This is a genomic window from Streptomyces sp. BBFR102, from assembly GCF_051397025.1.
In the GTDB taxonomy this organism is placed as follows: Bacteria; Actinomycetota; Actinomycetes; order Streptomycetales; family Streptomycetaceae; genus Streptomyces.
In genome coordinates this window covers 374108-389417 of record NZ_CP195757.1, presented here as the reverse complement: position 1 = coordinate 389417, position 15310 = coordinate 374108, and the positions used below count along the sequence as shown (strand labels likewise).

Annotated in this window: 16 protein-coding genes; 7 read left to right on the top strand and 9 right to left on the bottom strand. The window is 74.6% G+C overall.

Features of this window, described 5'->3' with window-relative positions:
- Positions 1–530: 530 nt before the first annotated feature.
- Entirely contained in the window at positions 531–986 is a 456-nt protein-coding gene (locus ACSLIC_RS01795) for a nuclear transport factor 2 family protein (RefSeq protein ID WP_436740245.1), read from the bottom strand.
- Between the two features lie 368 nt (positions 987–1354).
- On the opposite strand from ACSLIC_RS01795, the gene ACSLIC_RS01790 reads away from it, so the two are divergent.
- Together ACSLIC_RS01790 and ACSLIC_RS01785 are read left to right on the top strand one after the other, a co-directional pair.
- Complete coding sequence (locus tag ACSLIC_RS01790; protein WP_436735912.1) at positions 1355–1564, top strand: hypothetical protein; 210 nt, start codon at positions 1355–1357, stop codon at positions 1562–1564.
- 267 nt (positions 1565–1831) lie between these two features.
- Positions 1832–3295, top strand: coding sequence for an aminotransferase class I/II-fold pyridoxal phosphate-dependent enzyme (locus tag ACSLIC_RS01785; RefSeq protein WP_436735911.1), 1464 nt, complete (start codon positions 1832–1834; stop codon positions 3293–3295).
- Between the two features lie 7 nt (positions 3296–3302).
- Here ACSLIC_RS01785 and ACSLIC_RS01780 read toward each other — a convergent pair whose 3' ends face one another.
- The 6 genes from ACSLIC_RS01780 to ACSLIC_RS01755 form a co-directional block, all read right to left on the bottom strand.
- Positions 3303–4097 (bottom strand): VOC family protein, encoded by a 795-nt coding sequence (locus ACSLIC_RS01780; protein ID WP_436735910.1) that lies wholly within the window; start codon positions 4095–4097, stop codon positions 3303–3305.
- Positions 4098–4283: 186 nt separating this feature from the next.
- Complete coding sequence (locus ACSLIC_RS01775) at positions 4284–5171, bottom strand: undecaprenyl-diphosphate phosphatase (protein ID WP_436735909.1); 888 nt, start codon at positions 5169–5171, stop codon at positions 4284–4286.
- Between the two features lie 333 nt (positions 5172–5504).
- Positions 5505–5813: a hypothetical protein gene (locus ACSLIC_RS01770; protein WP_436735908.1), complete on the bottom strand. Its 309-nt coding sequence runs from the start codon at positions 5811–5813 to the stop codon at positions 5505–5507.
- 130 nt (positions 5814–5943) lie between these two features.
- Positions 5944–6837 carry a class I SAM-dependent methyltransferase gene (locus ACSLIC_RS01765; protein WP_436735907.1) on the bottom strand — a complete coding sequence of 298 codons (894 nt, stop codon included), beginning with the start codon at positions 6835–6837 and terminating at the stop codon, positions 5944–5946.
- A 72-nt stretch (positions 6838–6909) separates the two neighbouring features.
- Entirely contained in the window at positions 6910–7623 is a 714-nt protein-coding gene (locus ACSLIC_RS01760; protein ID WP_436735906.1) for a TVP38/TMEM64 family protein, read from the bottom strand.
- 170 nt (positions 7624–7793) lie between these two features.
- On the bottom strand, positions 7794–8420 hold the full coding sequence (locus tag ACSLIC_RS01755; RefSeq protein WP_436735905.1) for a LysE/ArgO family amino acid transporter: 627 nt from the start codon (positions 8418–8420) through the stop codon (positions 7794–7796).
- 106 nt (positions 8421–8526) lie between these two features.
- Between ACSLIC_RS01755 and ACSLIC_RS01750 the strand changes: the two genes are divergently transcribed.
- Together ACSLIC_RS01750 and ACSLIC_RS01745 are read left to right on the top strand one after the other, a co-directional pair.
- On the top strand, positions 8527–9438 hold the full coding sequence (locus tag ACSLIC_RS01750) for a LysR family transcriptional regulator ArgP (protein WP_436735904.1): 912 nt from the start codon (positions 8527–8529) through the stop codon (positions 9436–9438).
- A 140-nt stretch (positions 9439–9578) separates the two neighbouring features.
- Entirely contained in the window at positions 9579–10427 is an 849-nt protein-coding gene (locus ACSLIC_RS01745) for a spermidine synthase (protein ID WP_436735903.1), read from the top strand.
- On the opposite strand, the gene ACSLIC_RS01740 is transcribed toward ACSLIC_RS01745, so the two are convergent.
- Both ACSLIC_RS01740 and ACSLIC_RS01735 read right to left on the bottom strand, forming a co-directional pair.
- Positions 10383–11726 carry an MFS transporter gene (locus ACSLIC_RS01740; protein ID WP_436740244.1) on the bottom strand — a complete coding sequence of 448 codons (1344 nt, stop codon included), beginning with the start codon at positions 11724–11726 and terminating at the stop codon, positions 10383–10385. The genes ACSLIC_RS01745 and ACSLIC_RS01740 overlap by 45 nt on opposite strands.
- Before the next feature lie 150 nt (positions 11727–11876).
- Positions 11877–12974 carry a hypothetical protein gene (locus ACSLIC_RS01735; protein WP_436735902.1) on the bottom strand — a complete coding sequence of 366 codons (1098 nt, stop codon included), beginning with the start codon at positions 12972–12974 and terminating at the stop codon, positions 11877–11879.
- A 135-nt stretch (positions 12975–13109) separates the two neighbouring features.
- Between ACSLIC_RS01735 and ACSLIC_RS01730 the strand changes: the two genes are divergently transcribed.
- The 3 genes from ACSLIC_RS01730 to ACSLIC_RS01720 all read left to right on the top strand — a co-directional run bounded on the left by ACSLIC_RS01730 (position 13110) and on the right by ACSLIC_RS01720 (position 15310).
- Positions 13110–13547, top strand: a complete 438-nt coding sequence (locus tag ACSLIC_RS01730; RefSeq protein WP_436740243.1) for a DUF4442 domain-containing protein — start codon at positions 13110–13112, stop codon at positions 13545–13547.
- 392 nt (positions 13548–13939) lie between these two features.
- Positions 13940–14473 (top strand): gamma carbonic anhydrase family protein, encoded by a 534-nt coding sequence (locus tag ACSLIC_RS01725; protein WP_436735901.1) that lies wholly within the window; start codon positions 13940–13942, stop codon positions 14471–14473.
- 96 nt (positions 14474–14569) lie between these two features.
- Positions 14570–15310 carry an acyltransferase gene (locus tag ACSLIC_RS01720; RefSeq protein WP_436735900.1) on the top strand — a complete coding sequence of 247 codons (741 nt, stop codon included), beginning with the start codon at positions 14570–14572 and terminating at the stop codon, positions 15308–15310.

The following is a 15310-nucleotide window of genomic DNA, read 5'->3' as shown; positions in this document are numbered from 1 at the left end:
ACATGGGCGGCGGACCGGAAGCGGGCTGGACCCGGCACGCCTCGTCGGTGCTGCAGCCGATGCCGAGGCGGCGGGCGGCCCGGCGGCGTCGAAGACGGCGCTCACCCCGGTGAGTGCCGCGTGGGCGGCGGGGCGGCCCGATCCCGTCGCCCGCACCGCTCGCCGCGTAGGCGTGCTGCGCCGGCGAGTGGGGCGTCGGCCGGCAGCCCCACGGCCCCAGGCCAGCCCGGCGGCGCGGCGAGCGCCAGGGTGAAGACCTGCGGGCCGGCCTCACCCGGTGTGTACCGCCGGCAGGAAGCCGAGCCCGCTCAGCCAGCCCACCAGAGCGGCCCGCCGCGCGGTCGGCGCGCAGCCGCCGGCTGGGAGCGGGATGACCGGTGCGGGCAGCGCTCCGGCGAGAGCGCGGCGGGCGCGCGCCGCCAGCGTGAACAGGGGCCGGACGGCGCTCTCTCCACCATCTGGCTCACCCCTTGAGGCCGCAGCTCGGAGCGGCAGTTCCCGGCCTGCGGCCCGGGCTCGACGCCGCCAGGTCAACTCCGGTCCGCCGACGGCGCCCCGCCCTGCCACATCGCCTCGGCCACCACCTCGCTGAGCCGCCAGCCCCCGGCGGTGCGCACACCCCGCATGCGGTACCTGCCGCCCCGCACGGTGTCGGCGCTGCGGCCAGGCCCGTGGCCCCGCATGGGGGTCACGAAGTCGGCGTCCACCACGGCGAGGTCGCCCACCTCGCCGTCGCGGCGCTCGAAGGTCACCCTGCGGTTCACGATCAGGTGCTGGTACGGCCGGGGGACCTCGCCCCGGGTCCGCTGCCGGGGCGCGGCACACCCCTGGGGCTCCTCCCGTCCGTCGAGCACCGGATCGTCGAGGACCGCCCCCGGCACGCAGAGCGGACGGCACGCCTCCAGGTCCCCGGCCACGACGGCGCGGGCGTACTCGGTCACCAGGGTGTCCACGGCGAGACGGTCCAGAACGGTCGCGAGCTCCACGCGCTGCGTCATCACCCCAGTGTCGGCCATTCGCGCGCCGGGGCCTAGGGAGTGTCCGGCGGGTCTTCGTGGGCCTGCGACGCCCGGCACGCCCTCTCGCCGTACGCCCGGATCACCCGAGTACGTCCCGTACGAGGGAGATCCGGGCGCACGCCCAGAGCACGCACCGGACGCCGCAGGCTGTTCCACGAAGGTCCGCCGGACAGGCCCCAGACGTGTGCACGGCGCTCCGGCGGGCCCGCGGCGGCACGCTTCGGCCGAGCGAGGGAACCGGAGCGCGCCGCACCGCACACTCCCCGGCCCAGAGTGGCAGGCCGATTAGCGTACGTGACGCTCAGTACACCCCTTACGTAGAAGTGGAGCGTTCCATGATCCGTCGTATGGCGATCACCCTGGCCGGCGTCGGTGCCGCCGCCCTCCTCGCCGCCTCCCCCGCCGCTGCCCAGGGCGGCGGCAGCGCCGAGTTCGAGGTGGAGGGCTGGAAGGCCGCCGGCACCGTGGTCAAGGTCGGCGACATCGTCGTCAAGGACTTCAAGGCCGCGGGCTTCGAGGCCGAGGCGGAGTTCACCCAGCGCTGACCGCCCCGTCAGGGGCTCCCGCACACCGGTACCCCGGCCGCCCGGCCGGGGTACCGGTGCGTCCGCCCTTCCCCTTGCACACCCAACCAGCGGTCGCACCACCGCCTCGGGCGGTAGCCCGGCCGCTCTTGGTGACGGGCGGGGACACGGCCGGAGCGGCAGGTTCCGCCTCGCGCCCCGCCCCGAAGGCGTACCCCGTTGACCCGTCCGGTCCTCACGGGAACGCCGGCCGTTTTCCCGTCGGCCCGAACCGGGAATCCGCGCTCCATGGACCATGAGCAAGTACCCGTACTCGACGCCCTCGCCGCCTACCACGCCGAGCGGCAGCTCCCCTTCGCCCCGCCCGGCCACAAGCAGGGCAAAGGCGCCGACCCCCGGGTGCGGGGCGTCCTCGGCGACGCCGTCTTCCGCGGTGATCTCCTCGCCATGAACGGCCTGGAGGACCGCACCTCCTCCCGGCGCGTCCTCCAGCGCGCACAGGAGCTGATGGCCGACGCGGTGGGGGCTGAGCACACCTTCTTCTCCACCTGCGGCAGCTCCCTCTCCGTCAAGGCCGCCATGCTCTCCGTCGCCGGCCCCCACGAGTCCCTGCTGATCGGCCGCGACGCCCACAAGTCGGTCGTCTCCGGCCTCGTCCTCGCCGGCATCCGCCCCGTCTGGGTCGACCCGCAGTGGGACCCCGGCCTGCACCTCGCGCACCCCCCGGCCGCCGAGACGTACGCGGAAGCCTTCGCCCGCCACCCCGAGGCGCGCGGCGCGCTCGTCACCACGCCGACGCCCTACGGCACCTGCTCCGACCTCGCCGCCATCGCCGAGGTCTGCCACCGCCACGGGGTGCCCCTGGTCGTGGACGAGGCGTGGGGTGCGCACCTGCCCTTCCATCCCGACCTGCCCACCTGGGCCATGGATGCGGGCGCCGACGTCTGCGTGACCTCGGTCCACAAGATGGGCTCGGGACTGGAACAGGGCTCCGTCTTCCACCTCCAGGGCGACCTGGTCGACCCGGCCACCCTGCGCAGCCGCGAGGACCTCCTCGGCACCACCAGCTCCTCGGTGCTGCTCTACGCCGCGCTCGACGGCTGGCGCCGCCAGATGGTTCAGCACGGCCGGGCCCTCTACGACGACGCGCTGGAACTGGCCGCCTCGGTGCGGGCGCGGGTGGCGCAGACCGACGGCCTCCACGTACACGGCCGGGACGACTTCTGCGGGCCGGGCCGGGCCGTGGACCTCGACCCCCTTCAGCTGATCATCGACGTGAGCGGGCTCGGCATCAGCGGCTACCGCGCCGTGGACGCCCTGCGGACGCAGGGTCTCTCCCTGCACTTCGGGGACCACCGCAGGATCAACGCACAGCTCACCCACGCCGACGACGAGGAGAGCGCCGACGCCCTGCTCGCCGGGTTGCGCCGGCTCGCTGCCGAGGCGGCCGGACTGCCCCGTGACCGGCCGGTCGAAGTGCCTGGTCCGGACGGACTGAGGCTGGAGCAGGTCATGCTGCCCAGGGACGCCTTCTTCGGAGCCGTGGCGGACGTCCCCTGGCGCGAGGCCGAAGGGCGGGTGGCCGCCGAGATGCTCACGCCGTACCCGCCCGGAATCCCCGCGGCGCTGCCCGGGGAGCGGCTGGGCCGCGCGGTGCTGAGCTACCTGCGGACCGGGGTCGAGGCGGGCATGGTCGTGCCGGACGCGGCGGACCCGGGGCTGGACACCGTACGGGTGGTCGCCGAGGCGTGAGCGGGCGTCAGCGGCCGGCCGAGCCGGGCGCCAGCGAGAAGACCGCGCCGTCCGGGTCGCGCAGGACCGCGCCCTCGTCGGCCACCGGCGTGGTCTCCGCCAGCCGCACCGCGCCCAGCTCCACCGCCCGGCGTGCCGCCGCGGCCACGTCCGGGACCGGGAAGATCAGGTTCCAGCGCGGGTGGAGCGCGGGGTTCCGCGGGTCGCGGTGGCGGAGCCGGGCCGCCACATGGCCGTGGTCGCGCAGCACGATCTCGTCGTCCTCGTACCCCACCGCGTCCTCGCCCTCGCGGTACTCCCAGTCCAGGACCGCGCCGTAGAAGAGGGCGGCGGCGAGCGGGTCCGCGCTCTCCAGGACCAGCCACCACGGGCGGCGCAGCCGCCAGTGCTGCCAGTCGTCGACCATCCGGCCCTCCCAGAGGCCGAAGGTCGGGCCCGTCGGGTCGGCGGCCAGGGTGGCGCGGCCGGAGGGGGTGTCGACCGGGCCGATGGCCACCGTCCCGCCGCGCTCCCGCACCCGTCCGGCCGCCTCGTTCGAGTCGGCCACCGCGAAGTACGCCAGCCAGTCGACGGCGACGGGCAGCGAGGGGTCGACCGCACCGAGACTGGCCACCGGGATGCCGTCGGCGGTCGCGGTGGACCAGTCCTCGCCCATCGGTGAGGGCGCGAACTCCCAGCCCAGCACCTGCCCGTAGAAGTCGCGGGCGGCGGTGATGTCGTGGGTCAGCAAGGTCGCCCAGCAGGGCGCGCCGGTCAGGGCGTTGCCGGTGATCTCCATACGCGAGGTGCCGGTGGTGGTCATCGGGTCCCCCCGTGCGCTGTCTGGATCATGTCGTACTCGCCGCCTCACCGTGTGCGGACGGGAGGGCGCCGCCGGGCGGAGCGGGCGCTCCGCGAGGGCGGGACCGGCCGGGCCGGACGTGCCCACTCCCGTCTGCGAGTGTGACAGCACACCGCCCGATAAGCCAACGAAACGGGCGAAAGGGTCTCAGGTCGCCGACTCGCCCGCGTGCGGGCTCAGCGCCCCGGCCGCCACCAGGATGAAGATCAGCACGCCCAGCGCCACCCGGTAGTAGACGAACGGCATGAAGCTGCGGGTGGTGATGAACCTCATGAACCAGGCGATCACCGCGTACCCGACGGCGAAGGCGACCAGGGTGGCGAAGACGGTCTGGCCCCATGCGACGTGCCCCTCGCCCGCGTCGCGCAGTTCGTAGAAGCCCGAGGCCAGGACGGCCGGCACCGCCAGCAGGAACGAGTAGCGCGCCGCGGCCTCGCGGGTGTAGCCCATCAGTAGGCCGCCGCTGATGGTGGCGCCGGAGCGGGAGACACCGGGGACCAGGGCCAGCGCCTGGCAGCAGCCGTAGATCAGGCCGTCGCGGACGCCCAGGTCGCGCAGGGTCTTGCCGCCGCCTGCCCGGTGCCGGCCGCCGCCGGCCTCGGCGCGGGCCGCCAGCCGGTCGGCGAGGCCCAGCGCCAGGCCCATCACGATGAGGGTGGTGGCGATCAGTCGCAGGTCCCGGAACGGCCCCTCAATCTGGTCCTTGAGCGTGATCCCCAGTACGCCGATCGGGATCGAGCCGATGATGACCAGCCAGCCGAGCTGGGCGTCATGGTTCCCCCGCGTCGAGCCGTCGCGACGGACCAGCGCGACGACCGAGCGGCACCAGGCGCCGACGATGTTCGCGATGTCCCTGCGGAAGTAGATGAGGACGGCCGCCTCGGTGCCGATCTGGGTGATCGCGGTGAACGCCGCGCCTGGGTCGTGCCAGCCCGCGAAGGCCGCGGTCAGCCGCAGGTGGGCGCTGGAGGAGATCGGCAGGAACTCGGTGAGTCCCTGGACCAGCCCGAGGATGAAGGATTCGAACCAGGACATGGAAGGCAGGCCGTCCGGGGAGCGTCGTGCGCGGCGGCCGGTGCTCCCGGGGCGCCGTCGCGGTGCGGGCAGGACCGCCCGGGCCGCGTGGCCGCCGGGGCGCGACCCGTGGCCCGGGCCGCTCGCGGCGCCCGACGCGGCGTCAGGCGTGCGCCGGTCGGTGCGAAAGGTGCGGTATGCCCCGGATCGCTCCCCCCGGCCCGGGCAGCGTAACGCCGTCAAGTGGCCGGGGAGCGTCGCCCGCCCAGGCGGGTCGTGGGCCGGAAGGCGTACGGAAAGTGACGCGCCGGCAGGCGGGGTCCGGCTTCCGGCCGCCGGGGCGGCGCACCGGCCTCACCCGCCGCCGTGGACGACGGTGGCCTCCTCGAAGCCCGGCGAGGTGGGCAGTCCCTCCAGCGTGCCGGTGGTGTTCCACTCGGCCGGGGCGGTCGGGCCGCTCTCCTTCGCGGTGTCGCCGATGTGCCGTACGGCCAGCTTGTTGACGGTCTGTTCGCTGCCCGCGTTGTCGGGGACGAGGCCGCCCAGCCTGTCGAGCAGGCCCCGCTGCCCGACAGGCGGTGCAGCAGCGGTCCGCTTCGAGCGCGGGCGTGCCGGGCTCCGCGTGCGGCAGCCGGATCTCGGCCCGGGCCCGCTCCTCGTCACCTTCACCGTCGTCCTTGGACGGCACGGCTGCCGTGCGACCCGAACCGCCGCTTCGAATCAGGCAGTTCGCCCCCGTCACCGTCCCCGTCCCCGTCCCCGCCGTCGCCGGGCGGGGGTGGACGTACCCGGACTACGCCGCCGGGCGCCGGGCCCGCAGCGCGAAGAGCAGCGGAATCTGCGGCGCCGCGTCCGGCAGCCGCCACCGTCCCGACTCCGTGCGCACCATTTCCGGCCAGCGCGGGAAGGGCAGCTCCTCGTCCTCCCGGAGCAACTCGATCACCAGCCCCGCACCGGTCAGCGCGGTCACCACCTCGCCGAGCCCGTGCATCCACTCCACACTCTCGGTCGCCCCCTCCACAGGCGGCCCGTCGGTGTACGTGTACGCGGAGTCCCGGCGGATCGCGCCCCGTCCGGCCAGGTAGTCGTGGCGCAGCACCAGCGGAGCGTCGGCCTCGGCGGTCGGCGTCGGCCCGAAGGAGTTGAGCAGCGGATGGAACTCCGCGAGGTAGAGCATTCCGCCCGGGCGCAGCAGACCGGCCACCACCGCCGCCCAGCGGTCCAGGTCGGGCAGGTAGCACAGGGCGCCCTTGCCCGTGTAGACCACGTCGAAGCGGGCCTCGCCGAGTGCTTCGACGGCGTCGTAGACATTGGCCTGAACGTAACGGGTCCCGGCCGTCGGCCCGGCCTCCTGGCGTGCCGCCAGCTCCCTCGCGGCCGCCACCGAGGCACCGGACAGGTCGAGACCGGTCGCCCGTGCGCCCTTCCCCGCCAGCACCAGCGTCTCGGTGCCCAGGTGGCACTGGAGGTGGACCAGGTCCCGCCCGGCCAGCTCCCCGAGGTCGTCCCACTCGTAGGGGGCGAACCACCGTGCCGGGTCGAGTGCCTGCGCCTCGTCGGCCAGGCCGTAGAAGTCGCTCGCCGTGTGGACGGGGGTCCGGGCGTCCCAGTTCGCCTCGTTGACCGCCATCAGCCGCCGGTCGGCGGAGTCGGTCCGCCGCTTGTCGTCCGTCACCAGGTCATCCATACGGCCCATCCAACCCGGCCGTCCCGCTCCCGTCCCGTCCCGCCGGGAAGATCGAGCCAGCCCGTGGCGGGGTCAGTTCCCGCCGAGCCGGTGCCGTCCGCGCCACGCGAAGACCGAGGCGGCCAGAGCGGAGAGGGCGATGAACCCGGCCGAGGCGAGGAAGACCGGGGAGGTCGGCGAGGCCGCCGTCGACCCGGCCAGCACGTACGCCGCCGTGTTCGGCACCGAACCCACCGCCGTCGCCAGCAGGAACGACGTCCAGCCCATCCGGGAGACGGCGGCGCAGTAGTTGGCCGCGGCGAACGGGACGCCGGGGAAGAGCCGCACCGCCAGCATCGAGCGGAATCCGTGCCGGCTCAGCTGCCCGTCGGCCGCCTTCAGCCACGTGCCGCGCAACAGCGGGCGCAGCGCCTCCTGGCCCAGCAGCCGCCCGAGCCCGAAGGCGATCCCGGCGCCGATCACGGTCCCCGCGACCGCCGCGACCAGGCCGGTGGCGGAGCCGAACAGGGCGCCCGCCGCCAGGTTCAGCAGCGGCCTGGGCACGAACGCGGCCGTGCACAGTCCGTACCCGGCGGCGAAGAGCAGGGCCGAAAGCCCCGTGCCGAAGGCCGCCGGAACCCCCGTGGTGAGCACCTGCTGGGGTTCGAGGACCAGCACCGCCGTCCCGGCCGAGACCAGCACCAGGACCAGCAGGGAGAGCCGGGACCACGGCGCCGTCAGCAGCCGTGCGAGGCGTACCGCCGCAGAACGCGCGGGGGCCACCGGTGCGGTGGTGGGGGACGACATCCGGGGAGCGTAACCGACACGACGGGGTGATCGCCCCGCGGGACGCCGCGCTCCGCCACGCCCCCCGCCGTCGGCCACCGGCACGCCCGGCGCACCCCTTAGGGGGAGGGCCGGCCGGAGCGCCGGGGACCTGGATCGTTCTCGGTGCCGGCCCCCGCCCCGAAGCCGGATCAGGCCGTACGCAGCAGCAGCATCGCGCCCATCGCCAGCATCGTGACGGCCACCAGGGAGTCGACCACGCGCCAGGCGGTCGGGCGGGCCAGCACCCCGCTGAGCAGGCGGGCGCCGTAGCCGAGGGCGGCGAACCACACCAGGCTCGCCAGCATCGCCCCGGCGCCGAAGACCCAGCGCAGCGAGCCGCGGTCTGCGGCGATCGAGCCCAGCATCAGCACGGTGTCCAGGTACACGTGCGGGTTGAGCCAGGTCAGGGCCAGGCAGGTGAGGACCGCCGCCCGTACGGAGCCCGCGGCGGAGCCCCGGGTGGACAGGCCCTGTCCGTCGGCCGGACGCAGGGCGCGGACGGCGGCCAGGGCGCCGTAGCAGAGCAGGAAGCAGCCGCCGGCCAGGCCGACGACGGTCAGTGCGGGCGGCCAGGCGGTGACCACGGCTCCCAGGCCCGCCACGCCGAGGGAGATCAGGACCGCGTCGGACAGGGCGCAGATGACGACCACCGCGAGCACGGCCTCGCGTCGCACCCCCTGACGCAGGACGAAGGCGTTCTGGGCGCCGATCGCGACGATCAGGGACAGGCTGGTGCCGAATCCGGCGGCGGCCGCGGGGAGGAAGCTGCTGGTCATACCGACGACGTTAGGCACCGGCCGGACATCAGTCGAGCTAAAGTTTCTTACGTACCATGAGCATTCCTGAAGAGGGACGAGGAGCGAGAAGGGTGGGAGGAGCCCGATGGCCATGACGGATCTGCCGTCCGAGCAGGTGCGTACGTTGCTCGCCGTCGTGGACGAGGGCACGTTCGACGCCGCCGCGGGGGCCCTGCACGTGACGCCCTCCGCGGTCAGCCAGCGGATCAAGGCGTTGGAACAGCGCACCGGACGGGTGCTCCTGATGCGGACGAAACCGGCCCGGCCCACCGAGTCCGGGCAGGCGGTCGTCCGGTACGCGCGGCAGCTGGCGGCGCTGGAGCGAGAGGTGCGTGCCGACCTCGGGACGGCCGACGACGGGTCCCCGGCCCGGCTGCCCATCGCGGTGAACGCCGACTCGCTGGCCACCTGGTTCCTGCCCGCGCTGATCCGGGTGCCCCAGGAACTGCCCGTCTGCTTCGAACTGCACCGCGAGGACGAGGCGCACACCGCGACCCTGCTGCGGGAGGGGCGGGTGATGGCGGCGGTGACCTCCTCCACGGAGCCGGTGGCGGGGTGCACGGTGCGCCCGCTGGGCCTGGCCAGGTACCTGCCCTCCGCCCAGCCGGAGTTCGCCGCACGCCGGCTCGCCTCGGGCCCGCTGGAGGAGAGCCTGCCCGAGGCCCCGGTGGTCGTCTTCGACCGCCGGGACGAACTGCAGGACGCCTTCGTCCGGGAACTGACCGGCGGCGCGCGGGGCGCGAGCGGCGTCCGGCACTACGTCCCGACGCCGGAGGGCTTCTGCGACGCGGTGGCCGCCGGGCTCGGCTGGGGGCTGGTGCCCGAACAGCAGGCGCTGCCCCGGTACCGGTCGGGCGCTCTCGTCCGCTTCGCTCCCGAGCGCCGGCTCGACGTCCCGCTCCACTGGCAGCAGTGGAAGCTGGACGTGCCGGCCCTGGCACTGGTCGCCGAGGCGGTGGCCGAGGCCGCCGCGGTGGCCCTGCACCGGCCGGAGTGAGGCCCCCCGGCCGCGGGCTCGCGGGAGAGGGGGCGCGTGGGCGGCGGGTGGCCGGCCGGCCACCGACTCCGCGCTGTCCTTGGGCTGTTGCGGCTGCCGCCGGGTGACACGGGACCAGCTCCAGAGGGCACAATGCCGCAGTGAACGACTCCCTCCCCGTGATCCGCGCCGTCCACGGCGGCACCGCCCGCCTGCTCCCCGACGTCGACCGCCCCCGCGCCTGGCTCCTGACGGTGGACGACGCGCCGCAGTCCTACGTGGACCTCGACGACCCCGCGTACCTGGAGTTCGAGTACCAGTGCCGGATCGCCCACGTCCTGGACACGCTGGCGGTCGACGCCCTCGACCTCGTCCACCTGGGCGGCGGCGCCCTCACCCTGCCCCGCCGGATGGCCGCCGCCCGCCCCGGTGTCCGCCAGCAGGTGGTGGAGTACGACCGTGCCCTGAGCAGCCTGGTCCGCGAGCACCTGCCCTACGGTGGTGACGCCTCGGGGATCACGGTGCACGGCGCCGACGCCCGCCGCTGGCTGGCCGAGGCGCCCGGCGGCAGCGCGGACGCCGTCGTCGGGGACGTCTTCGGCGGCTCCCGGGTGCCCGCCGAGCTGACCACGCTGGGCTGCGCCCGGGAGGTGGCCCGGGTGCTGCGGCCGGGCGGGGTGTTCGCCGCCAACCTGGCCGACGGCGCGCCGTTCGCCTTCCTGCGCTCGCAACTGGCCACGTTCCAGGTGGCCTTCGCCCACCTGGCACTCGTCGCCGAACCGGGCGTGCTGCGCGGGCGGCGGTTCGGCAACGCCGTCCTGGTCGCCTCCGACCACCCGCTCGACACGGCGGAACTGGCCCGCAGGACGGCGGCCGACCCGTTCCCCGCACGGGTGGTGGACGGCGGGGAACTGCGCAAGTTCACCGGTTCCGCCCGGCCGGTCGACGAGGACGAGGCGGTGGGCTCACCCGTACCGCCGGGCGGCACCTTCCGCGTCGGCGGCGTCTGAGTCGGAGTCGGTTGCCGGCGCCGGTTCGGAGGCGGCCGTCGCCACGGCCGCCCCAGGCACCGCCCCGCCTTCGTCGACGGCTGCGGAGGCGTCCGCCCGCTCCGGCCGGCGCGTCATGGTGCGCACCTGCGGCACGAAGAGCACGGCGGCGGTGACCAGCACGATGAGGACGGCCCCGCCCCACAGCGCGTTGCTCCGGCCGAAGGCCGACTCGGCGGGGCCCGCGAGCGCCGTCGCCAGGGGGACCATGCCTATCGAGCCCAACCAGTCGTAGGCGGACATCCGGGAGAACTTCTCCTCCGGGATCTCCTGGTGCATCGTGGTGATCCAGGCGACGCCGAACACCTCGACGGCGACGCCGCTGACGAACATCACGCCCACCAGGCCCGGCACCGGGAGGGGTACGGCGAGCCCGGCCGAGGGCAGGGCCAGCGTGAAGACGCAGAGCGTGCCGGCCAGCAGCGGCCTCCTGGGTTGCCAGCGCATCATCACCACCGCCCCCACCACGGTGCCCACCCCGAAGGCCGCCAGGGCGAATCCCCAGGGCGCGGGTCCGCCGAGGTGGTCCCGGGCGACCAGCGGCCCGTACACCGACTCGGCGGCGCCGATCACGGCGACCACCACGGAGAACTGGGCGACGATGCTCCAGAACCACGGCCGGGCCAGCGCCTCGTGCCAGCCGTCCCGCAGGTCGGCGAGGAGGTTGCCGCCCTGCGCCCGGCGCGGCGTGCCGCTGAGGTCGAGCAGGGCCCGCAGCCCGGCCGAGGCGGCGAAAGCGGCGGCGTCCACCGCGAGGACCCAGCCGGGCCCGACCACGGCGACCATCGCGCCGCCGAGCGCGGCCCCGCCGATGGTGGCGCCGTTCATCGTCAGCCGGAACACGGCGAACGCCTTCGAGGCGTTCTTCCGGTCCACGGTGGCCATCAGCATGCCCTCGGCGGCCGGGGAGAAGAACGCCTGCCCGGTGCCGCCGAGCGCGGCGAGCAGCATCATCTGCCACAGCAGCGGCGAACCGGCCAGGACCAGCGCGGCGAAGGCGGCCTGCGAGAGGCAGTTGAGCAGGTTGGCGGTGACCATCACCCGGTGGCGCGGCAGCCGGTCCGCGACCGCCCCGCCGATCAGCAGGAACAGGATCAGCGGGACGGTCCTGGCGGCGGCCACCAGGCCGACGTCCCCCGCGTCACCGCCCTGCTCCAGGACCGCGAAGGCGGCGGCGATCAGCGCCCCGTGGCTGCCGAGCGAGGTGATGAAGGCGGCCGAGGTCAGCAGCGTGAAGTTGCGGCTCGCCCAGTCGGGCATCCGGGGCAGCAGGCGCGACGGAGCAGGGGGTGGGGTACTCACCGCTCGACTCTGCCCTCCGGCCCCCGACGTGGGCAAACGGTTATCCGGGCGGGCCCGGATAACCGTTCGGGCAGTGCCGGCCACCCGGGCGCCCGGAAGGTGCGGGGCTCAGCCCGTCGGCTCCTCCTTGGTGAGCCGTACGGTGCTCAGGATCTTCTGGATGGTGTCCTCGGCGAGTTCGTCCTTGACGCCCTTGGCGCCGTAGAGGTTCCAGGTGACGTAGTCGCCGGCGCCGTTCTGGAAGGCGAAGGTGATGGCCTTGCCGTCGCTCGCGCACTTGCCCTTCTGCGGGGTGTTCTCCGAGTGCGCGGTGATCACGCTGCCCTTGAGTCCGGATTCGGTGGTGTACGGCTTGGGCTTGCCCTGCTTGACGCTCTTCTTGTCGGGCTCGGTGTAGCCGCCGAAGATCCACCACGGGACCCGGGTCACGGCGGCATCGTCGACATCCTTGGCACCGTTCTCACCACGGGTGCCGACGGCCGCCAGCGAGGTGTCGCTGGTGGAGCCGTCCTTGTCCGCGTCGTCCGTGCACCACTTGGGTTTCAGCACGGCGGGAGCGGTGATCGTGGTGCGGTCCAGCTCGCCGTCCTCGTTCTCCCACTCGAAGCCCAGGCTGGTGTCGGTGGACTCCAGTTCCCAGCCCTGGGGCACGTCGAAGACGGTGCCGAAGCGCGGGTTGATCACGGCCGTCCACCCGGCGATGGTGGGCCGCTCGACGTTGCTGCCGTCGCGCGGGTTCCCCGGCTTCTCGCTCGGTTCCTGCCCGGTCGGCTCGCCGGACTCCCCGGCGGAGGCGGCCGGCGAGGGCTTGCCGTCGGCGGTGCCCTTCTCGCCGTCGTCCCCGCCGAACACCAGGAAGCCGGTGGCGGCCGTCGCCACCACGACCGCCGTCGCCGCGACGATGGCCACGACGGTGGTCTTCTTCCGGTCGTTCCCGGGCGGCTGGGGGCCCACGGTGACGGTCGGCGCGGCCCACTGGCCGGACTGGCCCGGCTGGGGCGGGTACGGCGTCTGCTGGTATCCCGGCTGCTGATAGGGGTTGGGTTGCTGGTACCCCGGCTGCTGGTACGGGTTGGGTTCCGGCGGGGGCGTGCTGCCCGGCACGGGTGGATTCTGACCCTGCTGCGCAGTTCCTCCCGCATTCGGATTCTGGTTCTGGTCCTGCGGGTTCTGCTCGCCCCCGGGCGGCTGCTGTCCTGGCCACATGGCCAGTAACCATAGAGGCCGCGGGAGGGCCGCTGCCACGCCCGCGCTGTCCCGACTCCGTCACGACCGCTGCCGGGAAACCATGGCCAACTCTCGCTACCCGTGGGTAACATCCGGTTCATGAGCGCAGCGCAGATGTCCATCGGCGAGCTGCTCGCCGCCGCGGTGCCCATGGTGCGCACCCTCGACCTCGCCTTCGGCGAGATCACCCCCGAGCGGGCGGTGGCCCACCTTCCCGACCAGGCCGCCTACCACAACCACGTCGGCGGCCCGCACGCCGGAGCGATGTTCGCGCTCGCCGAGTCGGTCAGCGGAGCCGTCGTGCTCGCCGCCTTCGGCGACCAGCTGACCCGCGCCGTCCCGCTCGCAGCCAGCGCCGGCATCCGCTACCGCAAGCTCGCCCTCGGCCAGGTCACCGCCACCGCCGTCCTCGGCCGCCCCGCCGCCGAGGTCGTCGCCGAACTCGACGCGGGGGCCCGCCCGGAGTTCCCCGTCCACGTCGAGATCGCTCGCGAGGACGGCGCCGTCACCGGCGAGATGACCGTGGTCTGGACCCTGCGTCCCGACGGCTGACCGGTCCGGCGTTCGCCGACTCCCCGGCAGGGGCGCCGGGGGAGCCTCTCCCGCGGGCCCGGACGTACCCGGCCGGCGCGGCGGCCCGCCTCGTCGCGGTCCAGTACGCGGCGCGCGTCCGTGCCCGGAATCCACCGGGTCCAGCGCGATGCGGGAGCAACCGGCTGCGCAGGTGCGGGAGCGGACGGTGACCGCCCCGGCCCGCAGCTCCACGCCCTCGCCGGCGCGGTCATCGGCCTGGAGAGCCCCGGCATCCCGCTGCCCGGCGGGATCGTCCTGGTCTCCCCGGCCCGCCCCCGCGCACGCGGGGGCGGGCGACCGCCGGCTGACGCGACGTCGCGTACGGTGCTTTCCGGCGCGGCCACGCGCCCGGCGGAGCGGCAGGAGGCGGCATGGCGAACGGCACCACGATCCTCGCGATCGGCGGCAGGGAACCGGAGATCGACCCGGGGGCCTTCACGGCGCCCGGCTCCGTCGTCATCGGGGACGTCGTCATGGCCGAAGGCTCCAGCCTCTGGTACAACGCCGTGCTGCGCGCCGACTGCGGCCCCGTCCGGCTGGGTGCCGGCAGCAACATCCAGGACAACGCCACCGTCCATGTCGACCCCGGCTTCGAGGTCACCATCGGCACCGGGGTCTCCGTCGGCCACAACGCCGTGCTGCACGGCTGCGTCATCGAGGACGACGTCCTCGTCGGCATGGGTGCCACCGTGCTCAACGGCGCCCGCATCGGGGCCGGTTCTCTCGTCGCCGCCCAGGCTCTGGTCCCGCAGGGGATGCGGGTGCCGCCCGGCTCGCTGGTCGCCGGGGTGCCCGCCAAGGTCCGCCGCGAACTGACCGAGGAGGAGCGTGAGGGCATCCGCTTCAACGCCGACGGCTACCGCGCGCTCGCCGAGGCCCACAGCGGGGCCGTCGCCGAGGGGTGACGCCCCGGCCGCAGCGCGGGACGCACCGCCTCCCTGGGGCGAAGATCACAGCTCCGGGCGGGTCCCGGCCGCTCTACCGGTGAGTAGGGTGACCGGGTGCCGAAGAACCCCCTGACCCCGCTGGCCCGCACCGGCGCCCGCCTCGCGCACGCCGCCGTGCAGTCCGGCCGCCGCTGGGTACGGCAGGCGGGCACGGTCACCGCCGAGCATCCGGGGCGGCTGCGGTTCGGCGCGCTCGGCGACGGCACCCGCATCGCCTACCCGCAGGGCACCATCTTCGGCGAGCCCTGGATACGCGTCGGCGCCTTCTGCATCATCGCCGAACAGGTCACCCTCACCGCCGGGCTCATGCCCGACCTCGACCTCGGCCCCGACCCGATCCTGCACATCGGCGACGGCGTCGTCCTCGGCCGGGGCAGCCACGTCATCGCCGACACCACGGTCACCATCGGCGACAACTGCTACTTCGGCCCGTACGTCTACGTGACCTCCACCAACCACAGCTACGACGACCCGCACGAGCCCATCGGCCGCCAGTGGCCCCGCACCGACCCGGTGTCGATAGGCCCCGGCTGCTGGATAGGGACCGGCGCCGTGATCCTGCCGGGCGCCCGGATCGGCCGGAACGTCGTCGTCGGCGCGGGCTCCGTGGTGCGCGGCACCGTCCCCGACCACGCGGTGGTCGCCGGCGCTCCCGCCCGGGTGGTCCGCCGCTGGACCCGGGAGGAGGGCTGGCAGCCCCCGCTGCGCACTCCGCCGCCGGTGCCCCTGCCCGACGACGTGACCCCCGCTCAACTGCGGGCGCTGGCCACCTGGGAGGCGGAGAGCGGCGGCTGA